At 62.2% G+C, this 23,467-nt stretch carries 15 protein-coding genes; 5 read left to right on the forward strand and 10 right to left on the reverse strand.

Going from position 1 to position 23,467, the window contains the following annotated elements:
• The first annotated feature begins 13 nt into the window (after window positions 1-13).
• Window positions 14-925, forward strand: coding sequence for a LysR family transcriptional regulator (locus ACRCYW_RS06790; RefSeq protein WP_438549362.1), 912 nt, complete (start codon window positions 14-16; stop codon window positions 923-925).
• 26 nt (window positions 926-951) lie between these two features.
• Here ACRCYW_RS06790 and ACRCYW_RS06795 read toward each other — a convergent pair whose 3' ends face one another.
• From ACRCYW_RS06795 to ACRCYW_RS06810, 4 genes are all read right to left on the reverse strand, one after another.
• A complete protein-coding gene (locus ACRCYW_RS06795; protein WP_438549363.1) occupies window positions 952-2,532 on the reverse strand; it encodes an EAL domain-containing protein in 1,581 nt (526 codons plus the stop codon).
• A gap of 119 nt (window positions 2,533-2,651) precedes the next feature.
• Window positions 2,652-4,202, reverse strand: coding sequence for an EAL domain-containing protein (locus ACRCYW_RS06800; RefSeq protein WP_438549364.1), 1,551 nt, complete (start codon window positions 4,200-4,202; stop codon window positions 2,652-2,654).
• A 240-nt stretch (window positions 4,203-4,442) separates the two neighbouring features.
• The gene (gene acnB, locus ACRCYW_RS06805; RefSeq protein WP_438549365.1) at window positions 4,443-7,040 is read right to left on the reverse strand and encodes a bifunctional aconitate hydratase 2/2-methylisocitrate dehydratase; all 2,598 of its coding nucleotides are present in this window, start codon (window positions 7,038-7,040) and stop codon (window positions 4,443-4,445) included.
• 229 nt (window positions 7,041-7,269) lie between these two features.
• Window positions 7,270-9,564, reverse strand: a complete 2,295-nt coding sequence (locus ACRCYW_RS06810) for a patatin-like phospholipase family protein (protein ID WP_438549366.1) — start codon at window positions 9,562-9,564, stop codon at window positions 7,270-7,272.
• Between the two features lie 262 nt (window positions 9,565-9,826).
• Here ACRCYW_RS06810 and ACRCYW_RS06815 point away from each other — a divergent pair, with 262 nt between their 5' ends.
• The 3 genes from ACRCYW_RS06815 (at window position 9,827) to ACRCYW_RS06825 (ending at window position 13,822) form a co-directional block, all read left to right on the forward strand.
• Complete coding sequence (locus ACRCYW_RS06815) at window positions 9,827-11,737, forward strand: methyl-accepting chemotaxis protein (RefSeq protein ID WP_438549367.1); 1,911 nt, start codon at window positions 9,827-9,829, stop codon at window positions 11,735-11,737.
• A gap of 123 nt (window positions 11,738-11,860) precedes the next feature.
• Window positions 11,861-13,507 carry a methyl-accepting chemotaxis protein gene (locus ACRCYW_RS06820; RefSeq protein ID WP_438549368.1) on the forward strand — a complete coding sequence of 549 codons (1,647 nt, stop codon included), beginning with the start codon at window positions 11,861-11,863 and terminating at the stop codon, window positions 13,505-13,507.
• A gap of 132 nt (window positions 13,508-13,639) precedes the next feature.
• Window positions 13,640-13,822: a hypothetical protein gene (locus ACRCYW_RS06825; protein ID WP_100860585.1), complete on the forward strand. Its 183-nt coding sequence runs from the start codon at window positions 13,640-13,642 to the stop codon at window positions 13,820-13,822.
• Here ACRCYW_RS06825 and ACRCYW_RS06830 read toward each other — a convergent pair.
• The 6 genes from ACRCYW_RS06830 to ampD all read right to left on the reverse strand — a co-directional run bounded on the left by ACRCYW_RS06830 (window position 13,819) and on the right by ampD (window position 22,859).
• Window positions 13,819-14,775: a diguanylate cyclase domain-containing protein gene (locus ACRCYW_RS06830; protein ID WP_438549369.1), complete on the reverse strand. Its 957-nt coding sequence runs from the start codon at window positions 14,773-14,775 to the stop codon at window positions 13,819-13,821. The genes ACRCYW_RS06825 and ACRCYW_RS06830 overlap by 4 nt on opposite strands.
• A 125-nt stretch (window positions 14,776-14,900) precedes the next feature.
• Complete coding sequence (gene lpdA, locus ACRCYW_RS06835) at window positions 14,901-16,328, reverse strand: dihydrolipoyl dehydrogenase (RefSeq protein ID WP_438549370.1); 1,428 nt, start codon at window positions 16,326-16,328, stop codon at window positions 14,901-14,903.
• Window positions 16,329-16,476: 148 nt separating this feature from the next.
• Window positions 16,477-18,360, reverse strand: coding sequence for a pyruvate dehydrogenase complex dihydrolipoyllysine-residue acetyltransferase (gene aceF, locus ACRCYW_RS06840; protein WP_438549371.1), 1,884 nt, complete (start codon window positions 18,358-18,360; stop codon window positions 16,477-16,479).
• A 156-nt stretch (window positions 18,361-18,516) separates the two neighbouring features.
• Window positions 18,517-21,177, reverse strand: coding sequence for a pyruvate dehydrogenase (acetyl-transferring), homodimeric type (gene aceE, locus ACRCYW_RS06845; RefSeq protein WP_438549372.1), 2,661 nt, complete (start codon window positions 21,175-21,177; stop codon window positions 18,517-18,519).
• Between the two features lie 69 nt (window positions 21,178-21,246).
• A complete protein-coding gene (gene pdhR, locus ACRCYW_RS06850; RefSeq protein WP_438549373.1) occupies window positions 21,247-22,011 on the reverse strand; it encodes a pyruvate dehydrogenase complex transcriptional repressor PdhR in 765 nt (254 codons plus the stop codon).
• 278 nt (window positions 22,012-22,289) lie between these two features.
• A complete protein-coding gene (gene ampD / locus ACRCYW_RS06855; RefSeq protein WP_438549374.1) occupies window positions 22,290-22,859 on the reverse strand; it encodes a 1,6-anhydro-N-acetylmuramyl-L-alanine amidase AmpD in 570 nt (189 codons plus the stop codon).
• A gap of 135 nt (window positions 22,860-22,994) precedes the next feature.
• Here ampD and ACRCYW_RS06860 point away from each other — a divergent pair, with 135 nt between their 5' ends.
• Window positions 22,995-23,465, forward strand: a complete 471-nt coding sequence (locus ACRCYW_RS06860) for a retropepsin-like aspartic protease family protein (protein WP_438549375.1) — start codon at window positions 22,995-22,997, stop codon at window positions 23,463-23,465.
• Window positions 23,466-23,467 lie beyond the last annotated feature (2 nt).

A 23,467-nucleotide genomic window follows, 5' to 3' on the forward strand; every position in this document is an offset into this window, starting at 1 on the left:
GATAACTTCTGACATGAATGGTGAGAATAACTCACATAAAAGCCTATCCCTCCCCTCTCTGACGGCCTTGCGCTGCTTCGAGGTGGCGGCCCGTACCGAGAACTTCAGCCGCGCCGCCGATGAGCTACACCTCACCCACGGAGCCATCAGCCGAGCGGTACGCCTGCTGGAAGAAGATCTGGGGATCCCGCTGTTCGAGCGACGCCAGCGCCGGGTCTTTCTCACCAGAGCGGGTCAGCGTCTCTATCGGTCGGTCAAGGAGGGGCTGGGCGGGATCCGGCAGACGGCCCAGGCGCTGCGCCAGAGCGCCCGCCCCCAGTCCCTAGTCATCTCTTGTGAACCGACCCTGCTGATGCGCTGGTTGATCCCGCGCTGGCCCGCCTTTCAGGTCCTCCATCCCGAGCTGGATGTGCATCTGATGGCGGAGGGCGGCCCCCTCAGCTTCGACAGTGGCATCGATCTCGCCATCCGGCGCAACGACTTCCAATGGCCGGAGGATCTTCACAGTCAACCACTATTCGAGGAACTGACCGGCCCCGTTTGCCAGCCGGGCAAGGTGGAACACTTCTTCGAACCGGGGACAGACGGGCTGCGCCTGCGATCTTTAACCCCCCGATTGCACACCCGTACCCGCCCCCATGCCTGGCAGGAGTGGCTTGCGAAGGCTGGACAAGCCTGGGATGAGGAGGCTCCCGGCCAAAGCTTCGACCACTTCTACTTCAGCCTGCAGGCGGCGGTCGCCGGCCTTGGGGTCGCCATCGGCCCCTACCGCCAGGTCAGCGATGACATCGCTGCGGGTCTGCTGGCCGCCCCCCTCGGCTTTTGCCGAGATGGCAGCCACTATCACCTGCTCGCCCCCCAAAAGCCCGAGCCGGGCAGCCCCCATGAGATTCTGGCCAACTGGCTTACTTCTCTTGAGTCTTAGTCATGGGGGCTGCCCCTGGCTCTCCCCTACTCGGTGGGAGAGGGCCCTGCTTGATCGGAGACGACAGCAACCATCCGATCCCTTAGCTCCTCGTTGAACTGGCGCACCGGGATCGGGCGACCGAACAGGTAGCCCTGCAGATAGGTCACCTTGCCCTTGAGATAGTCCGCCTGCTGGCGGGTCTCGACCCCCTCGGCCACCAGGGAGAGGCCGAGCCGGGTGCCCAGATCGATCACGTTGTCGACTATATGCTCGGACAGGGATTCGGTGCCTATCCTGCCGATGAACGACTGATCGATCTTGAGGTAGTCCACATTGAACTGCTGCAGATAGAGCAGGCTGGAGTGGCCGGTGCCGAAGTCATCGATGGCCAGCCTGACCCCCAGCTCGTTGAGCTGCCCAAACAGCGACAGGGTGTGGCTATCCGCCACCAGCAGTTCCCGCTCGGTCAGTTCAAGCACCAGCACCACCTGATCGGGGGCGAAGTGCGCGAGGAAGCGGCGACAATCATCCAGCAGCGCCATGTCCCGGCAGTGGGCCGCGCTGATGTTGAGGCTGATATGGAAACCCTGGGGAACCCGCGTCCGCTCAGTCCCCAGCACCCTGGCGACCTCCTCCATGATCTGCGTCGTCATGGGCACGATCAGGCCGCTCACCTCCGCCTGGGGAATGAAGAGATCCGGGCGGATCAGGCCCGCGTCGGGATGCTGCCAGCGCATCAGCACCTCGGCCCCCACTATGCTCTCACCGTCGCAGTCCACCAGCGGCTGCAGGAAGGGGACGAATTCCCTGGCCTTCAGGGCGCGGGCCAGCTCGCTGTTCGGGGAGCGGGGGCGACCCAGCAACCACCAGATGAGCAGGGCGAAGCCGGCGCTGAACCCGGTCAGCAACCAGAGCCCAAACTTGTGGCTCTGCAGCAGGCCTTGCCAGTGCGAGGCAATCCTGTGCCCCGTGAAGATGGAGAAAGGATACTCCTGCGAGCCCAGCATGACCTCGGCCTGGCGGGACGATGCGGGGGGATGCTGGAAGAAGTTGCCCCGCTTGTCGAGCCAGCGATCGCCGACCTTCAGCATGATCTCGAGGGAGGGATCGTTGAGGCTCAGCATGAAGCAGAGGTAGTCACCGTCAATGACGCTGAGGGCCGACCGTCTCCCCTCGACGGCACGCACCACCAGGAAGGGGTGATCCGGCCGCATGGGGCTGACGTTACCCAGTTGCAGCATCCCCTTGGCGAAGCTGGCCACCGAATAGGGCATCCGGTATGTGCCGAAGAAGGAGGTGCAGTAGATGCTGCCCTGACGGGCCAGGTTGACCGAGCGCACGAAGGGCACCTCGGCCACCTGCTCGCGCAGTGTGGGCAGGGCGGGCTCACAGGGCTGATCCAGCAGGGGCAACACCTTGCGATTGGCCTCGTCCGCGTGACTCAGCATGGTTTCCAGCAGCACTATGGTATGTGTCGCTGCCGCCTTCGACTCCAGCTGCAGATTGCGCTGGTAATGGACATACATGCCCCAGCTGCCGAGCAGCATGGGCACAACGAATACCAGCAGGGTGAGGAGCAGGCGCAACCAGGGGTGGGCCGTATCGAACCTGGGGTAATAAGGCATGACGGATCCAGTGAAAAAAGGGCGACCAGTTTAGCGCCCGACACTGAACTCAACCCTAATAGAACAAAAAACAACCAAATCAGACGCCCTGCCCTCTTCTGGTCAGGGCTATGCCCCGTCTAGGCCGCGCGATGCCGGGAGAGCAGACCCTCACAGAACTGCGGCAACGGCGCCGGCCTGCCAAACAGGTAGCCCTGCAGATAATCGACCCCCTTGCCGCGCAGGTAATCGGCCTGCACCCGGGTCTCCACCCCTTCGGCCACCAGGGTCAATCCCAGTCGGGTACCGAGATCGATGACGTTGTCGACGATATGCTCGGACAGGGATTCGGTGCCGATCCGGCCGATAAAGGATTGATCGATCTTGAGATAGTCCACGTGAAACTGCTGCAGATAGCGCAGGCTGGAGTGGCCCGTGCCGAAGTCATCGATGGCAAGCTTGACCCCCATCTCATCCAGCCCCTTGAACAGCCCCAGGGTGTGGCTGTCCGCCACCAGCAGCTCCCGCTCGGTCAGCTCCAGCACCAGCGTGATCCCCCCGGGGGCGAAGTGATCCAGAAAGGCGCGACACTCAGCCAACAGGGAGAGATCCCTACAGTGAACGGCGCTGATGTTGAAGCCGATATGAAAACCGGCCGGCAGCAGTTGCTGCCACTGACTCAGCTGCTCGGCCACCGTCTGCATCAATGACCGGGTCATGGGCACTATGATGCCGCACTCCTCCGCCTGGGGGATGAAGAGATCCGGCCGGATCAGACCCGTGGTCGGATGCTGCCAGCGCATCAGCACCTCGGCCCCCACGACCCGACCATCGCCGCTGCTCACCAGGGGTTGCAGGTAGGGCAGAAACTCTTTGGCGCGCAGCGCCCGCTTCAGCTCCCCCTCCATGGAGCCGGGGCGGCCCAGCAGCCACCACACCAGCAGGGCGATCGACAATGAGAAGCCCAGCAGCAGCATGATGGTCAGATGCCTGACCTGCCACAGCGCCCGCCACACCGAGGGCAAGTCCATGCCGGCGTAGATGGAGAGGGGGTAGCGGCTCGACTTGAGATCATGGGTCGCCAGGGTCGGCAGCTTGGGGTCTCGCACCATCAGCTCCCCCTGATGATTCAGCCAGCTGTTGCCCACATTGAGCAGCACCTCTCCCTTGGCGGGGGCACTCAGGGTCAGCATCAGCTTGATGTATTCCCTGTCTATGGTGCTGAGCACGGCACCATGGCCGGCGCTGCTGCGCACCGCCAGCACGGGGTGGCGTGGCAACACAAAGTTGCCAGGCAGCAGCCGCAGCAGGCCGTCGCTGTAACCGACGTTGTCATCCAGCCAGTTCACCTTCCCCAGCAGGGAGTTGCAGTAGACCCCGTTGTCGGCGATGAGATTGCTGGTACGCACGAAGGGGGCCAGCACCACCCGCCTGCGCATGGTGAAGAGCGCCGTCTCGCAGGGATGGTTGAGCAGGGGGAACATGTTGCGATTGTTCTCCTCCGCGTGATCCAGCATTAGCTCCATCAGGGTCAGCGCCCGGCTGGCCGCGGACTCGGACTGTTTACTCAGGGTATTCAAATAGTTGGTGTGTAGTTCCCAGAGCCCGAGCGAGACGGGCAGGACGAAGATCAGGGCGGCGCAGAGCAGGCGCCAGCAGGGCCGGGAGGCGTCAAATCCGAATAGCAGCATAGGTAACCAGATCCATAGGCAGAGAGGAGGAATGCCTTGCCCCGAAGAGGCCCCCTCAGGGGGTGTGATAAAGGCGCTGCATCATATAGTGGCCCCTCGCATTTTCTCTGGTGCGAGATCAGTTTTTGATCAAAGAGGTGAAAAATGGCGCAGTGAACGAGCCCCTTTCCCCTTGGTGCCAAAAGAAAAGCCCCGGCATGGCCGGGGGCTTGTCATCAGATGGCTCTGTCAGTCTGGCGTTTATACCGCTTGCTGCAGGATCACTTCGTCCGCCTTCTTGGTGTAGGAGGCGATCTCGTTGAAGTTCAGGTAGCGATAGGTATCCGCCGCGGTGGCGTCCAGGGACTTGGCGTACTGCAGGTACTCCGCCACGGTCGGGATCTTGCCGGTGATGGCGGCAACCGCGGCCAGCTCGGCGGAGGCCAGGTAGACGTTGGCCCCCTTGCCCAGGCGGTTCGGGAAGTTGCGGGTGGAGGTGGAGACCACGGAGGCTCCTTCCGCGACCCGCGCCTGGTTGCCCATGCAGAGGGAGCAGCCCGGGATCTCGATGCGGGCACCGACCCGGCCGAAGATGCCGTAGTAGCCCTCTTCGGTCAGCTGATCCTTGTCCATCTTGGTGGGCGGGGCTATCCACATGCGGGTCGGCAGCTCGCCCTGGTACTTCTCGAGCAGCTTGCCGGCGGCGCGGAAGTGGCCGATGTTGGTCATGCAGGAACCGATGAACACCTCGTCGATCTTGTCCCCTGCCACAGTGCTCAGCAGACGGGCATCGTCCGGATCGTTCGGCGCACACAGGATGGGCTCCTTGATGGTGGCCAGATCGATCTCGATGATTTCGGCGTACTCGGCGTCCTTGTCCGCTTCCATCAGCACGGGATTCGCCAGCCACTCTTCCATCCCCTTGATGCGGCGGGTGATGGTGCGCACGTCGCCGTAGCCTTCGGACAGCATCCACTTCAGCATAACGATGTTGGACTTCAGATACTCGATGATCGGCTCTTTATCCAGCTTGATGGTGCAACCGGCGGCGGAACGCTCGGCACTGGCGTCCGCCAGTTCGAATGCCTGCTCCACCTTCAGGGTCGGCAAGCCTTCGATCTCGAGGATGCGGCCGGAGAAGATGTTCTTCTTGCCTGCCTTCTCCACGGTCAGCAGACCGCGCTGGATGGCGGCGTAGGGGATGGCGTGGACCAGATCGCGCAGAGTGATACCCGGCTGCAGCTCGCCCTTGAAGCGCACCAGCACGGATTCCGGCATGTCCAGCGGCATCACGCCGGTGGCGGCGGCGAAGGCCACCAGGCCGGAGCCCGCCGGGAAGGAGATCCCGATGGGGAAACGGGTGTGGGAGTCACCACCTGTGCCCACGGTATCCGGCAGCAGCATGCGGTTCAGCCAGGAGTGGATGACGCCATCACCCGGACGCAGGGAGACACCGCCGCGGTTCATGATGAAGTCCGGCAGGGTGTGGTGGGTCTGCACGTCGATGGGCTTGGGGTAAGCCGCAGTGTGGCAGAAGGACTGCATGGTCAGGTCGGCGGAGAAGCCGAGGCAGGCCAGGTCTTTCAGCTCATCGCGGGTCATGGGGCCCGTGGTGTCCTGGGAGCCGACCGTGGTCATCTTGGGTTCGCAATAGGTGCCCGGGCGAATGCCCTTCACGCCGCACGCCTTGCCCACCATCTTCTGGGCCAGGGTGTAGCCCTTGCCGGTATCGGCCACGGGCTGCGGGCGACGGAACACGGTGGAGAACGGCAGACCCAGGGCCTCGCGGGCCTTGTCGGTCAGACCGCGGCCGATGATCAGCGGAATACGGCCACCGGCACGTACCTCATCGATCAGCACTTCGGTCTTGAGCTCGAACTGGGCCAGCACCTCGTCGGTGCCGTGACGCTTGATCTTGCCCTCGTAGGGGAAGATGTCGATCACGTCGCCCATGTTCAGCTTGGAGACATCCACCTCGATGGGCAGGGCGCCGGCATCTTCCATGGTGTTGAAGAAGATTGGGGCGATCTTGCCGCCGAGGCAGACGCCGCCGGCGCGCTTGTTCGGCACATGGGGAATGTCGTCACCCATGAACCAGAGCACCGAGTTGGTGGCGGACTTGCGGGAAGAGCCGGTACCGACCACGTCACCGACATAAGCCAGGGGGAAGCCGCTCTGCTTGAGCTCTTCGATGGCCTTGATGGGGCCGATCACGCCATCCTGATCCGGGGTGATGCCGGGACGGGCGTTCTTCAGCATGGCCAGGGCGTGCAGCGGGATGTCCGGGCGGGACCAGGCGTCCGGTGCCGGCGACAGGTCGTCGGTGTTGGTCTCGCCGGTCACCTTGAAGACGGTGACGGTGATCTTCTCGGCCAGCTCGGGGCGGGAGAGGAACCACTCGGCATCGGCCCAGGATTGCAGCACCTGCTGGGCGTGGACGTTGCCGGCCTTGGCCTTCTCTTCCACATCGTGGAAGGAGTCAAACATCAGCAGGGTGTGGGAGAGGCCCTTGGCAGCAAGAGGGGCCAGCTTGGCATCGTCCAGCAGATCGATCAGCGGCTGGATATTGTAGCCACCCTGCATGGTGCCGAGCAGCTCGACCGCTTCGGCGGCGGTCAGGATCGGGGAGTGGGCCTCGCCCTTGGCGACGGCGGTGAGGAAGCCGGCCTTCACATAGGCCGCCTCATCCACACCCGGGGGAATACGGGAGGACAACAGCTCTTTCAGGAAATCTTGTTCACCGGCGGGCGGGTTCTTGAGAAGCTCAACCAGGGCGGCGACTTGCTCTGCATCCAGAGGTTTGGCAACCACGCCCTCGGCGGCACGTTCTTCGACGTGTTTACGGTATGTTTCAAGCACGACTAATTCCTCTTTGGTCTTTTTTTTTGGGTTCGCCCAAGCTCGCGGCGATCGTCCTTGCGGGACACCCGTAGGGTGCCCCCCACTATATAAGTTTTAACGACTAATTAAAATCCAAAGCCTGTGCAGTTATTCACCGAAACAACATAACCATCTAAGGTTACTAGGTTTTTTTAAGCACACAAAAAATGCGCTTGGCGATTGTTAACAAAACGTCAGCATTTCACCCCTATTCAAAGGTGGTGCCGAGCTGCAGATAGAACATCTCATGCCCCCCTTCCGCCATACCGTAACCGAGGAAGATGGGACCGAGGAAGCTCTCCACCCCCACGTAGACGGAGCCGGCGGTGTAGGAGTTCTCCAGGCTGATCTCCTCGCCACTATCCCAGACGTTACCTTGCTCGAGGGAACCACCGAGGAACAGCGGTGCCTTGAAGGCACCGAAGTCATTGTCCGCCACCCGGTAGATGTAACGCAGCCCACCGAACAGGCTGTAGCGCCCGCTCAACTGGTAATGCTGGAAGCCGGACAAGCGGAACAGGCCCCCCAGATCCTGCACATACAGGGGCACCTCCTCCTCCGAGCTGGAACCGCCCCCTTCCAGCATCAGGTTAATGCTGTGCCGTCCCCAGGACCAGGGCTTGATCATCGCCAGATGATAATTGAGCCCCTCGCTGTTCTCGGTCGACCCGTCATTGGAATCCAGCCTGACATGGGTGTAGCCCCCCTTGATGTCCCAGTAGATCCCCTCATAGGGGAAGTAGCGGCTGTCGAGGGTATCGTGTTCGAAGCGCACATAGGGGCCCCAGGCGGAGGCATCCATATCCGCGTTGCTGATATTCTGGATATCGATGTTCCCCACCTTGCCCTCAAGGCCAAACGATAGCCGACTCCAGGGTTGGCGGTTCCAGCCGAGGGCCAGATCCATGCTGGTGAAGCTGTACTCCGAGTCCAGGTAGCTGACCCCCAGCGTCTGCTCGTCCTCTTCCGGGAAGAAGATCCGACGTGGCGTCTTGTCGTAGGCCAGACTCGCCTCGCCATAGTAGGTCTGGGACGGTTCCAGCGGCGTGTAGAAGTCGGTCTTGAGGTGTTTGGCGGTGCCAAGGGAGGCTTCCGTCAGCCACTCCCCGCCCCAGTCATTGACGTTGGTGAGGGTGTAGGACATGCCGACGTTGTAGTTGGAGTTGCTCTCGAAGTCGTCGGAGAAGCCGAGCTGGAAGTTGAGATAACCCGGCCCCCAGTTCTTCTCGCTGGCGTTGACCACCAGCACGTTCTCGCCGTCCCGCTCCTCCACCTCATAGGTGATGCGATCGAAGGACTCCAGCGCGTAGAGGCGGCGGATCCCGGCCTCCAGGCTGTCATAGGTCTGCACCTTGTCCGGGCGCACCTTCAACATGGCGCGCACCGTCTCGTCCGACAGGCGCGACTTGTTGATGATCTCCACCTTGTCGATGTAATAGGCCGGCTGGCCACTGCGCTCGGCGCGACGGCTCAGCTTCTGGTTGCGGTAGTCCGCATAGGCGTCGGGAGAGAGGGAGAGCCCATCCAGCTGGCTGGAGGCGCGCAGGGCCACCTCCTCCCCTATCTTGATCCCGTCCGGCATGCGGGCAAAATCGGCGATGCCTATGTCACCAAACTCCGGACTCAGCAACACATCCTTGGGCCCAAGCAGAGCCTTCTGTTTCTCGGTGCCGACCTGGGTCATGTAGGTGGTGAGCTGGTCTATCATGGCCAGCCCGGACTTGAGGGACTCGCGGGTGCGCAGCTTGGCCCCTATGTCCACCGCGATCACCACGTCGGCCCCCATGGCCTTGGCCACGTCCACCGGCATGTTGTTGACGGTGCCGCCGTCGGCCAGGATGCGCCCCTCCCAATCCACCGGCTTGAGGGCACCGGGGATGGACATGGAGGCCTGCATCGCCTTGGCCAGGCTGCCGTGATCCAGCACGAAGGGGGTCACCGTCTCCATGTCGGTGGCCATGGCGCGGTAGGGGATAGGCAGGTTGTCGAAGCTCTTCTGTACCGGCAGGTTGGAGGTGGCGTGGCGCAGCAGGCTGGCCATGGACTGGCCCTGGAAGAAGCCATCGGGCAGCTGGGTCTGATCCCCGTTGATGCCGATATCGGTGCGCAGCTGGTATTTCTCGCTCTGCTGCTTCTTGCGCAGGGAGAGCTCGTTGCGGCCGACCTTGTCCTGATAGCCCTTGTTCCAGTCGATGGCGAGGGTGGTGCGTTCCACCTCCTCGGCGCTGAGCCCCATGGCATACATGCCCGCCACATAGGCCCCCATGCTGGTCCCCACGACGATGTCCACCGGGATCCGCTTCTCCTCCAGCACCTTGAGCACCCCGATGTGGGCCGCCCCCTTGGCGCCGCCGCCGCTCAATACCAGCGCGACCTTGGGTCTCTCTCCCCTGGCACCGCCATTCGGCTTGGCGGGATCCGGGCTCTGGGCCGCCACCATGAGAGGGGGGGCGGTCAGCAAGAGCATTAGCAGTTGGGTCCATCCCAGAGGAAAGATGCGCATATGAGTGTCCATGGTTCCAGTGCGAGCCGAGTGAGCCGCGATGCTCACCCTCAGATGAGGAACTGTAACCGTAACTGACTGTGCTGGCGAGATTTCATCTGACAGCGGCTGGCGACGCCAGGGGATAGTTGGCGCCAAATCAGTCCTGGTCGGCTGTGAGCGCAAACGTTAATCGGCAATAAACGCCAACCATGACTCAAGGGGAGGCTTGGTCAGCCGTTAATATGAACTCATCCCTAGGCCCACATCCCCGAGTCACCCTATGTTTGCAAGCCTGACACTCAAACAGAAAATTCTGGCCACCGTCATCCTGGCCGTGGCGCTCTCCTGCCTCCTGGTGGGCTACTTCAGTCAGCGCTCCGCCCAGCAGCTGATCGAGGCGCGCATGTTCGAGCAGGAGCTGCCGAACCTGACCCAGCGCATCGGCAAGGAGATAGAGCGGGATCTCACCTCGGTCGCCGGCGCCGCCAAGCAGCTGGCGAACGATCGCTTCGTGCTGGACTGGGTCGCCCGTGGCATGCCCAAGGAGCAGGAACCCATCCTCATCGAGCAGCTGAAGGACATGACGGCCCAGTACGGCCTGGTCACCGCCTCCTTCGCCGACCGCCAGAGCGCCGCCTACTACAACCAGGACGGCTTCCTGCGCGTCCTCAATCATGAGCAGGACAACTGGTTCTACGACTACACCAAGAGCCAGCAGGACCTGATGCTCAGCATCTTCCGCGAGACCAACGGCGAGGTGAAGCTGTTCGTCAACTTCCAGCAGCTGAATGGTCGCGGCCTGGCGGGGCTCGCCAAGTCCCTCGACAGCATGGTCAGCATGCTCGCCAACTTCCGCATCGGTGACAGCGGCTTCGTCTTCATGACCGACGGCAGCGGCAAGGTGAAGCTGCACCCGGATGCGGCCCGCATCGATCGCGACAGCCTGACCCAGCTGGCAGGCCCGGGGGCTGGCAGCCTGCTGACCAAGCAGCCCTTCGCCGCCACCCACGCAGAGGTGGACGGCCAGGCCGTGGTGCTGGCCACCAGCTATATCCCGCTGCTCGACTGGTATCTGGTAGCCCAGGTGCCGGAGGCCGAGATCTATGCCGAACTCAATAACGCCAGGCTTCATATACTGCTGGTGAGCCTCGCCATCGCCGTCGGCATGGGGCTGCTCGGGGTCGTACTCGCAGGTTCCGTCAGCCGCCCCCTCAACGAACTGGCGCGGCTGTTCCGGGAACTCGGCAGCGGTGACGGGGATCTGACCCAGCGTCTCAGGGTGGAAGGCCGCGATGAACTCAGCCAGGTTGCCACCGGCTTCAACAACTTCGTCGCCAAGATCCATGGCTCCATCGAGCAGGTGGCGAGCAACTCCCGCCAGCTGGCCGCCACCGCCAACGAGGTGGCCGCCAAGGCCCAGCTGACCCAGCACAACTGTACCGCCCAGCGGGATCGTACCGTGCAGGTAGCCACCGCCATCCACGAGATGGGCGCCACGGTCGGCGAGATCGCCGGCAATGCGTCTCTCGCCGCCGATGTGGCCAAGCAGGCCAACGAGCAGGCCGATGCGGGCGCCCTGGTGGTAGCCCAGGCCCGTCACGGCATCATCGGGCTGTCGGACGAGATAGAGCAGGTCGCCGGTGTCATCGAGTCCCTGGCCAGCCAGACCGACTCCATCGGCAGCATACTCGACACCATCCGCAGCATCTCGGAACAGACCAACCTGCTGGCGCTGAACGCCGCCATCGAGGCCGCCCGTGCCGGCGAGCAGGGCCGCGGCTTCGCCGTGGTGGCCGACGAGGTACGCAACCTCGCCAGCCGCTCCGCCGCCTCCACCGCCGAGATCCAGACCATGATCAACAGCCTGCAGGAGCAGAGCGCCCGCGCCGTCAGCGCCATGGCCCAAGGTCGCAACCAGAGCCAGGCGGTGGTCGGCCAAGCCGACGAGGCCAACGCGGCCCTCGCTCAGATCACCGGTCACATCACCCAGATTAGCGACATGAACATCCAGGTCGCCACCGCCACCGAGGAGCAGTCCAGCGTGGTCGGCGAGATCAACCGCAACGTGGAGGACATCAACCAGCTGACCATGGAGACCGCCGACATCGCCCACCAGCTGACGGCGTCCAGCCGCAGCCTGCAACAGCTCTCCGGCGAGCTCGACAAGCTGGTCGGCAACTTCAGGTTGTGATCATCAGGAGCGCCTCGGCGCTCTTGTTTTATCGGGGCGGCATGGAACGCCGCTCCGGCCATGACAACGACTGTCATGACAAACCGCTAGATTAGCGACACAACAACAAACCAAGGAGTCAACATGCTGGCTGGCAAGCTCACCATCAAAAACCAACTCATCCTGGCGGTCACCGTACCCTGCCTCGCCCTGCTGCTGGTGGGCGCGGCCGGCCTGCGCAGCATGGGACACATCAAGCAGCAGGCCGACGAGCTGTTCCAGAATACCGCGACCCCCATGCGGGCCATGGCGGAAGTGGCCTCCCGCATTCCGCGTATGCGGGTCGGCATCGACATGATGCTGCTGCAGGAGACCTCCCTGAGAGATGAGAAGGGAGTGCTGACCCGGGTCAAGGAGACCCGCGAGGAGGATATTCCCGAGATGCGCCAGGCCATGGAGCAGGCGGTCAGAGCCCAGGTCGACCCCGCCGCCCGCGCCGAGGCACAGGCCCTGCTCGATCAGTTCACCGCCATGGAGCGCGACGAGCTGACCCCCATGTTGCAGGCACTGTCGGACAACCGGATGGATGAGGCTCGCGCCTTCTATCGGGATCGCTACAGCCAGAGTTATGGGACCATGCGCAAGGGAGCCAACGCCCTGCTCGACGGGCTGATCCAGCAGGCGCAGCAGCGCAACGAGCTGAGCGAGCGCAGCTATGGCGGCGGCCGCAGCCAGATGATCGCCATCATAGTCGTCGCCCTCGCCATCTCATTGCTCGTGTCGACCCTGATCCTGATCGGGTTGCGTAGCCGGGTCTCCTTCCTGCAGCAGCACATCGGGGACGTGGCCCGCCACCTGGCGCTCGACAGCAGCGCCAGCCTCAGCGGCAAGGATGAGCTGGCCGAGATAGGCCGCAGCTTCAACCAGTTCGTGGCCCGCATTCACGGCGCCATCGAACAGGTGGCCAGCAACTCCCGTCAGGTGGCCGCCACCGCCAATGACCTCGCAACCAAGGCCCAGCTGACCCAGCACAACTGCACCGCCCAGCGGGATCGCACCGTACAGGTGGCCACCGCCATCCACGAGATGGGGGCGACGGTGACCGAGATCGCCGGCAATGCGTCCCTCGCCGCCGATGTGGCCAAGCAGGCCAACGAGCAGGCCGATGCGGGGGCCCTGGTGGTGGCCCAGGCCCGCCACGGCGTCGTCGGCCTCTCCACGGAAATCGAGCAGGTTGCCGGCGTCATCGAGTCCCTGGCCAACCAGACCGACTCCATCGGCAGCATACTCGACACCATCCGCAGCATTTCGGAGCAGACCAACCTGCTGGCGCTGAACGCAGCCATCGAGGCCGCCCGCGCCGGCGAGCAGGGCCGTGGCTTCGCCGTGGTGGCCGACGAGGTACGCAACCTCGCCAGCCGCTCCGCCGCCTCCACCGCCGAGATCCAGACCATGATCAACAGCCTGCAGGAGCAGAGCGCCCGCGCCGTCAGCGCCATGGCTCAGGGGAGCAACCAGAGCCAGGCCGTGGTCGGCCAGGCCGACGAGGCCAATGCGGCCCTCGGTCAGATCACCGGTCACATCACCCAGATCAGCGACATGAACATCCAGGTCGCCACCGCAACCGAGGAGCAGTCCAGCGTGGTCGGCGAGCTCAACCGCAACGTGGAGGACATCAACCAGCTGACCATGGAGACCGCCGACATCGCCCACCAGCTGACCGAATCCAGCCGCAGCCTGCAGCAGCTCTCCGGCGAGCTCGACAAGCTGGTCGGCAACTTCCGGCTATGAGGCCGCTCACCCATCGAGAGGGCGCCACGGCGCCCTCTTTCACATCCACGGCAAGCCGTGACGCACCGGGCCGAAAGCACCTCCATTCGTCCATGAAAATGCCTCATAATCATGAAAATAAGAGGAGGTTTTATGGGCAAGTTGATGGTGATGATATTGCTGGGGGGGCTGCTCAGCGCCTGCAGCAGCGGACCGGTGCGGGTACACGGCGCCGACGTCAGTGTGGATGATACCAGGATCCGGGTCAGCGACGGTGACCGTGGGGGTTATGGAACCTTCTGCCCACCGGGGCAGGCGAAAAAAGGGCGCTGTTAGCGCCTTTTTTTACGGTCGTACATCTGCTTGTCCGCCTGCTGCAACAGCAGCTCCAGATCCGGCGGCAGCAGTGGATCATAGTGGGCGACACCGGTGGAACAGAGCAGCTGGTAAGGCTTGCCCTCCTCCCGATTGAAAATCACCAGCGCCTCCTCGAAGCGGGCCAGCACGCTGGACACCTGCTCGGGGCCCATCCCTGGCAACAGCACCACGAACTCGTCCCCCCCGAGCCGGGCGAAGATGTCCGCGTTGCGAAACACCCGGGAGAGCAAGAGTGCCATCTGGCGCAAGGCATCGTCCCCCACCTCGTGTCCCAGGGTATCGTTGATCTCCTTGAAGCGGTTGAGGTCGAGGAACAGCAGGCTCGCCTCCCTCCCCTGCCGATGGGAGAGCAGCAGGCACTTCTGCCCCAGCATGACGAAGCCGCGGCGATTGGTGATGCCGGTCAGCTCATCCAGGATCGCCAGCTGGATGGCGGCCAGCTCGTGCTCCACCATGCCCGCCAGATCCGTCAGCAGGGACTGCTGGCGCTCATCCAGATGGCGCGGCTTGCGATCGATGAGGCAGAGGGTCCCCACCTTGTGGCCGCCGGCGATCTGCAGGGGGCAGCCGGCATAGAAACGGATGTGGGGAGCCCCCAGCACCAGGGGATTGTCGGCGAAGCGCAGATCCCGGGTCGCGTCCTCCACCACGAAGATCCCCTCGCCGAGGATGGCGTGACCACAGAAGGAGATGTCACGGGGCGTCTCCTGCGCATCCAGGCCGCAGCGGGACTTGAACCACTGCCGCTCCTCATCCACCAGTGAGATGAGGGAGATGGGCACCTCGAACATGTTGCGCGCCATCCGGGTGATGCGATCGAAGCGCTCCTCCGCCGTGGTATCCAGGATGGCGAGGCGACGCAGGCCATCGAGGCGCTGCTGTTCGTATTCGGGTATGAGGGGGATCTGCATGGGCGTATCGGCAGTTGGGATGACAGGTCTCAGCATAGCAAACAGCCTCGAACAAATCTCTTTTGCCCTCATAAAACAAAAAAGCCGCTCCAGGGAGCGGCTTTTTATCGGCAGGAAGAAGGGGTTTATTTCTTCTTCTTGGCCTTGGCGTTCGGCAGGTCGGTGATGGAGCCTTCGAACACTTCGGCGGCCAGACCCACGGACTCGTGCAGAGTCGGGTGAGCGTGGATGGTCAGCGCGATGTCTTCGGCGTCCGCACCCATCTCGATGGCCAGACCGATCTCACCCAGCAGTTCACCACCGTTGGTACCCACGATGGCACCACCGATGACGCGGCCGCTCTCCTTGTCGAAGATCAGTTTGGTCATGCCGTCGGCACAGTCGGAGGCGATGGCACGACCGGAGGCTGCCCACGGGAAGGTGGCGACTTCGAAGTTCAGGCCCTGTTGCTTGGCTTCCTTCTCGGTCAGACCGACCCAGGCCATCTCTGGCTCTGTGTAGGCGATGGACGGGATCACTTTCGGGTCGAAGTAGTGCTTCTTGCCGGCGATGACTTCGGCCGCCACGTGGCCTTCGTGCACACCCTTGTGAGCCAGCATCGGCTGGCCGACGATGTCACCGATGGCGTGGATGTGAGCCACGTTGGTACGCAGCTGCTTGTCCACCTCGATGAAACCGCGCTCGGTCACGGTGACGCCGGCCTTCTCGGCATCCAGCATCTTGCCGTTCGGCACACGGCCGACGGCAACCAACACGTTGTCGTAGCGTACCGGCTCGGCCGGGGCGTGCTTGCCTTCGTAGGAGACGTACAGGCCGTCTGCACGGGCTTCAACTGCGGTGACCTTGGTCTCCAGCATGATGTTGAATTTCTTGGCAACGCGCTTGGTGTAGATCTTGACGATGTCTTTGTCGGCAGCCGGTACCAGCTGGTCGGCAAATTCCACCACGTCGATCTCGGAACCCAGGGAGGAGTACACGGTACCCATCTCCAGGCCGATGATGCCGCCACCGATGACCAGCAGCTTGCCCGGTACGGTAGTCAGTTCCAGCGCATCGGTAGAGTCCCATACGCGCGGATCTTCATGGGGGATGAAAGGCAGCTTCACCGGGCGGGAACCCGCGGCGATGATGGCGTTGTCGAAGGTGACAGTGGTCTTGCCGTCGGCACCTTCCACTTCCAGCGTGTTCGGGCCGGTGAACTTGCCGAAGCCGTTCACGACCTGGACTTTACGCATCTTGGCCATGCCGGCCAGACCGCCGGTCAGCTGGTTGATGACCTTCTCTTTCCACAGACGCACCTTGTCGATGTCGGTCTGGGGGGCACCGAAGACGATGCCGTGCTCGGCCAGCGCCTTGGCTTCTTCGATCACTTTGGCAACGTGCAGCAGCGCCTTGGACGGGATGCAGCCCACGTTCAGGCAGACGCCACCCAGGGTGGAGTAACGCTCGACGATAATGGTATCCAGACCCAAATCAGCGGCGCGGAAGGCAGCGGAATAACCGGCAGGGCCAGCACCCAGTACTACGACCTGGGTTTTGATTTCTTTACTCATCATGACCTCTTTGTCGTTCTTATATCCCCGGACAGCACAGTCTTATGCCAGACAAGGCGGCTGCAGCCGTGAAAAAAACGGGGCAAGTTTACAATCCTGTTAATGAAATGAGAAGTAGAAAGGGTGGGCTTTGGGCCCACCCTCTCACTTACAGGACCAGTCGACGAATGTCGGACAACACACCACTCAGGGTGGTGATGAAGCGAGCACCGTCGGCGCCGTCGATGACGCGGTGGTCATAGCTCAGGGCCAGCGGCAGCATCAGGCGCGGTTCGAACTCCTTGCCGTTCCACTTCGGTTTGAAGTCGGACTTGGAGACGCCCAGGATGGCCACTTCCGGCGCATTGACGATCGGGGTGAAGCTGGTGCCACCGATGCCGCCAAGGCTGGAGATGGTGAAGCAACCACCCTGCATGTCGGCAGCGGTCAGCTTGCCGGCGCGAGCCTTCTTGGAGATCTCGGCCAGATCGCGGGACAGCTCGAAGATACCCTTCTTGTTGACGTCGCGAACCACCGGTACCACCAGGCCCCCCGGAGTGTCTACCGCCACACCGATGTGGATGTACTTCTTCATGATCAGCTTGGTGCCGTCTTCGGACAGGGCGCTACAGAAGCGCGGGTGCGCTTCCAGGGCCTTGGCGGCCGCCTTCAGAATGAACACCAGCGGGGTGATCTTCACGTCCAGCTTCTGCTTCTCGGCCAGGATGTTCTGCTCTTTGCGGAACGCTTCCAGCTCTGTGGTATCGGCTTCGTCGAACTGGGTGACGTGCGGGATCATGGCCCAGTTGCGGTGCAGGGCAGGACCGGAGATCTTCTGGATCCGGGTCAGTTCCAGCTCTTCGACCGGACCGAACTTGCTGAAGTCCACCTTCGGCCACGGCAGTACGCTCATGCCGTTGCCAGTGCCTTGACCTGCAGCCGGTGCGGACTCGGCGCGCTTGACCGCATCCTTCACATAAGCCTGCACGTCTTCTTTGACGATGCGACCCTTGCGACCGGAGGCTTTCACCTTGGCCAGGTTGACGCCGAACTCACGGGCCAGACGACGCACGGCCGGGGAGGCGTGGACGTAGGCGTCGTTGGCAACGAAGTCGGAAGAGGCGGCAGCAGGAGCGGCGGCCTGAGCAACCGGCGCAGCGGCGGCAACGGGAGCAGCAGCCTGAGCAACCGGGGCGGCGGCAGGGGCGGCGCCAGCCACTTCGAATACCATGATCAGGGAACCGGTGGAGACCTTGTCACCCGCCTTCACCTTGATCTCTTTGACCACACCGGCGAACGGCGCAGGCACTTCCATGGAAGCCTTGTCACCTTCTACGGCGATCAGGGACTGGTCGGCTTCGACCTTGTCACCCACGGCAACCATGATCTCGGTCACTTCCACTTCGTCACCGCCGATGTCCGGCACGTTGACGTCTTTGGCGGCGGCAACGGCAGGGGCTGCAGCCACGGGAGCGGCGGCCTGAACCGGTGCAGCGACGGCGGCAGGCGCGGCGCCAGCCACTTCGAATACCATCACCAGGGAACCGGTGGACACCTTGGCGCCGGCGGCGACCTTGATCTCGACCACGCGGCCCGCGAACGGTGCCGGTACTTCCATGGAGGCCTTGTCACCTTCCACGGCCAGGATGGACTGGTCGGCTTCGACCATGTCGCCCACGGCAACCATCAGCTCGGTCACTTCGACTTCGTCGTCACCGATGTCCGGCACGTGCACGTCTTTGCGGGCGGCAGCAGCGGGGGCAGCCGGTGCAGCGGCGGCAACCGGGGCAGCAGCCGGAGCCGGCGCGGCAGCGGCCGCACCTTCGGCTTCGAAGATCATGATCTGGGAACCGGTGGCAACCTTGTCGCCCACCTTGATCAGGATCTCTTTGACGATACCAGCGGCAGGGGCCGGTACTTCCATGGAGGCTTTGTCACCTTCCACGGCGATCAGGGACTGGTCCAGTTCGACCTTGTCACCCACGGCGACCATGATCTCGGTCACTTCCACTTCATCGGCACCGATATCCGGCACCATAATCTGTTTGGACATTGTGCTTTATCCTCTTACGCGTCTGTCGCGTTAACCTTTGCAAGGGCCCGTTTGGCATATGAACCACTGCCAAAACGGATAACGGCCATTGCTTCTACTGTCACCGAATCGGGCAAGGAGCCGCCCGGCGCAATGCCGGACGGCTCCTCCGTTCTCTTATGCGTGCAGCGGGTTAACCTTGTCGGCATCGATGCCGTATTTGGCGATGGCGTCGGCCACTACCTGCTTGTCGATCTCGCCACGCTTGGCCAGTTCGGTCAGGGCAGCTACCACTACGTAGAACTCGTTCACTTCGAAGTGACGACGCAGGTTGGCACGGCTGTCGGAACGGCCGTAACCATCGGTACCCAGTACACGGTAGTTCTCGGTCGGTACGAAGGCACGCACCTGATCGGCGAAGGACTTCATGTAGTCGGTCGCGGCGATGGTCGCTTCGGCGCCCAGCACGGTGGCGATGTACGGTACACGAGCCTCGGCGGTCGGGTGCAGCATGTTCCAGCGATCCGCGTCCTGACCGTCACGGGCCAGTTCGTTGAAGGAGGTCACGCTGAACACGTCGGAACCCACGCCGTACTCGGTGGCCAGGATCTGGGCGGCGGTGCGCACGTGACCCAAGATGGAGCCACAACCCAGCAGCTGTACCTTGGCCTTGTTACCGGCCACGGATTCCAGCTTGTAGATACCCTTGCGAATACCTTCCTCGGCGCCTTCCGGCATGGCCGGCATGGCATAGTTCTCGTTCAGGGTAGTGATGTAGTAGAAGACGTTCTCCGGCTTCTCACCGTACATGCGACGCAGACCGTCCTGTACGATCACCGCTACTTCATAGGCGTAGGACGGATCGTAGGAGATGCAGTTCGGGATGGTGCCGGCCAGGATGTGGCTATGACCATCTTCGTGCTGCAAACCTTCTCCGTTGAGCGTGGTACGACCGGAGGTCGCGCCCAGCAGGAAGCCACGGGCTTGCTGGTCACCGGCTGCCCACGCCATGTCGCCGATCCGCTGGAAGCCGAACATGGAGTAGTAGATGTAGAACGGGATCATCGGGCAGTCGTTGGTGCTGTAAGAGGTCGCAGCAGCCAGCCAAGAGGACATGGCACCCAGCTCGTTGATACCGTCTTGCAGAACCTGACCCTGCTTGTCTTCCTTGTAGTAGGAGACGATGTCCCGGTCTTGCGGGGTGTACTGCTGACCATGCGGGCTGTAGATGCCGATCTGACGGAACAGACCTTCCATACCGAAGGTACGGGCTTCGTCAGCCAGGATCGGAACGATACGCTTGCCGATGGACTTGTCTTTCAGCATCACGTTCAGGGAACGCACGAACGCCATGGTGGTGGAGATCTCGCGCGCCTGTTCACCCAGCAGCGGGCCGAAGGCATCCAGAGCCGGGATTTCCAGCTTGGTGGTGGTCTCGCGCAGACGGGTCGGTACATAGCCCTTCAGCGCGGCACGACGGGCGTGCAGGTACTTGTGCTCTTCGGTACCTTCTTCGATCTTCAGGTACGGCAGCTCTTCCAGTTGCTCGTCGGTGACCGGCAGGTTGAAGCGATCGCGCAGGTGACGCACCGAGCCCAGATCCATCTTCTTGACCTGGTGAGCGATGTTCTTGCCTTCGGCCGCTTCGCCCATGCCATAACCCTTGATGGTCTTGGCCAGGATGACGGTCGGCTTGCCCTTGGTCGCTGCGGCCTTGGAGAAGGCGGCGAACAGTTTACGGGGGTCGTGACCACCGCGGTTCAGGGCGAAGATCTCCTCGTCGGTCATGTCTTTGACCAGCGCGGCGGTTTCCGGATAACGGTTGAAGAAGTGCTCACGAACGTAAGCGCCGTCACGGGACTTCATGGTCTGATAGTCGCCGTCCACGGTCTCGTTCATCAGCTGGATCAGCTTGCCGGACGTGTCTTTCTTCAGCAGCTCATCCCACTTGCGACCCCAGATGACCTTGGTGACATCCCAACCGGCGCCGGAGAACAGGCCTTCCAGCTCGTTGATGACCTTGCCGTTACCGACAACGGGGCCGTCCAGACGCTGCAGGTTGCAGTTGACCACGAAGACCAGGTTGTCGAGCTTTTCGCGCACGGCAACGGTCAGGGCACCCTTGGCTTCCGGTTCGTCCATCTCGCCGTCACCCAGGAAGGCGTAGACGGTCTGCTCGGAGCAATCCTTGATGCCACGGTCGGTCAGGTACTTCAGGAAGCGAGCCTGATAGATGGCGGCGATGGGACCCAGACCCATGGAAACGGTCGGGAACTGCCAGAAGTCCGGCATCAGTTTCGGGTGCGGATAGGAAGGGATACCCTTGCCGTCCACTTCCTGACGGAAGTTGTCCAGCTGCTCTTCGGTCAGGCGACCTTCGGCAAATGCACGGGCGTAGATGCCCGGGGAGATGTGACCCTGGAAGTAGACCAGATCGCCACCGTCCTTCTCGCTGCGAGCGCGGAAGAAGTGGTTGTAGCAGACTTCATAGATGGTCGCGGAAGAGGCGAAGGAAGACATGTGACCGCCGAGGTCCAGGTCTTTCTTGGAGGCACGCAGCACTATCATCATGGCATTCCAGCGGATGATGGCGCGGATGCGACGTTCCATCTCCAGGTCGCCCGGGTAAGCCGGTTCGTCGCTGGCAGGGATGGTGTTGATGTAGTCGCGATTTGCCTTTTCAGCCACGTCCACACCGCTGATGCGGGCTTTCTCGGCCAGTTGTTCAAGGATGAACTGAGCGCGTTGCGGACCCTCTTCACGCAGCAGGGATTCCAGAGAGGCAAGCCACTCCAGCGTTTCTATCGGGTCCACATCGTTCTTCAGGATATCAGACATGGCTGGTTCCTATTGTTATTGCACGGCGGTTAAGATGCGCAAAAATTCGACAATAAAGCCTTGTTAGGATTAGTTTTCCTGCTGACGGATCCGACGCATGGATCGCTGGATCCGGCTGTCTTCCCTCTGCATATCCAACAAGGTGTCCTCGATAAAGGCCAGGTGCTCATGACAAGCAGCCCTGGCCCGCTCCGGAGCCCCCGACAGGATAGCCTCGATCAGTGACGCGCGATGGCGACGGATCTTGGCTACCACTCCCGGACGGCGATTCAAAATCTCGTTATTTCGTAAAATGTTCTGTTCGAGCATGGGTCCCATGGCCCGCAACAGGTGCAGCAGCACCACGTTGTGGGAGGCCTCGGCCACCGCCAGATAGAACTGGGTGACGGCGGCCGATTCGGCCACCAGCGACCCTTGCTGGCCAGCCTCTTCAATGGCGGATTGCGCCAGCCGAATACGCTCGAAATCGGCATCCGTTCCCCGCAGCGCGGCATAGTAGGCACAGATGCCTTCCAGCGCGTGCCGAAACTCCAGCAGGTCGTACTGGGCTTCCGGGTGAGTGCTGAGCAACTCGAACAGGGGATCCGCGATCCCCTTGCTCAAGGCGTTCTGCACATAGGTGCCGCCCCCCTGGCGCCGGTACAAGAGCCCTCTCGCCTCCAAACGCTGGATGGCTTCACGCAGGGATGGGCGCGAAACCTGAAACTGGATGGCGAGCTCACGCTCGGGGGGCAATTTCTGCCCCGGCTGCAAGCTGCCTTCCAGAATCATGCTTTCCAGCTCGGCGACGATGGCGTCGGCCAGTTTGGGCTGAGTAATCTTGATATAGGGCATGGGGCTACTTTGTTAAATTGGTATTACCAATTCTATGAATGGGGCGAAAATTAGCAGAGGGCATGGGAAAAGTCCACCCGAAATATGATCTGCATCAAGATCTAAAGCTACTGCTTTAGGGGTAAAAAAGGGGATTTATGACCTAGCTCATAGAAAATGGTCAGACCAATATTTTCGGGGCGTTTTGCAGGTAACATTTGGCCAACAGCATGAAAAATGGCTCACCCCTGAGGCAAGCCATTGATTTTAAAAACACAAACTAATGTTGTAGATTGCTGCTAGAAGTTGAGCATTCCTTTATATCGAATCCATTCGAAACTCATTCCGGGGTCCGTCTTGCGCCCTGGCGCTATGTCGCAGTGACCCACGATTCGTTCAGCGGTAATTGACGGATAGTGCCGAGAAATGGCCCGACTGAGCCCTGCCAGCACCTCGTACTGGGCATCGCAATAGGGCAGCTCGTCCGTGCCTTCCAGCTCGATGCCGATGGAAAAGTCGTTACAGGCCTCCCTCCCCTCCCAGCTCGACACCCCCGCATGCCAGGCGCGGGCACCAAACGGCACGTACTGCACCAGCTCGCCGTCCCGGCGGATCAGGCAGTGGGCCGAGACCCTTAGCTGATGAATATCGGCAAAATAGGGGTGAGCGGCGGGATCCAGCCTGCCCAGAAAGAGGTCGTCTATCCAGGGGCCCCCAAACTGGCCGGGGGGCAGGCTGATGCCGTGCACCACCAGCAGGGAAACGTCGTCCGGACTGACCCGCTCGTTGTGATGGGGAGAAGGCACCCGGCGGGCCTGCTCGCACCAACCGTCTGCATCTATGGAGAAAAGGGCTATGGGCTGCGTCATCGTCGACTCTATCCAGATAGAAACTGGCACTCAGGGCGGCTCGCTCATCCCGTCAAAACCCGGTAACAAGCCTCTGAATCCATGGGTAAAATTGTGTTAGGCTGAGGCATCCCATCCCGCGATACCGGATCCTATATGCACCCGATGGCACGCCGGCTCTGGCTGCTGGCCTGGCTCTCCCTGTTGGGACTGCTGACCCTCTACTTCTACTCCAGCGCCAAGCCCACGGTGACCGCCAGCGGGGACCTGCTGCTCAAGGCCGATGCCAGCGGCCATTATCGTCTGGAGGGTGCCATCAACGGTCAGCCGGTGCAACTGCTGCTGGACACAGGCGCGACCCTGGTGACCATACCGAGCCAGGTGGCGGAGCGCCTCGGCCTCACCCCCACCGGCCTTAGCCGGGTCAAGACGGCCGCCGGGGAGATCCAGGTGCAGACCAGCCGGATCGAAAGCCTGGCGATGGGCCCGCTGACCTTGTACGATCTGACCGTCTTTATCAATCCGGCCACCGACGGGGAAGAGATCCTGGTGGGCATGAATGCCCTCGGCCGGCTGGAATTACGCCAAAAGGAGAGGCAACTGCTTCTCAGACCCTTGCAGGAATAAGG

It is taken from the genome of Aeromonas sp., from assembly GCF_051657805.1.
Taxonomy (GTDB): Bacteria; Pseudomonadota; Gammaproteobacteria; order Enterobacterales; family Aeromonadaceae; genus Aeromonas.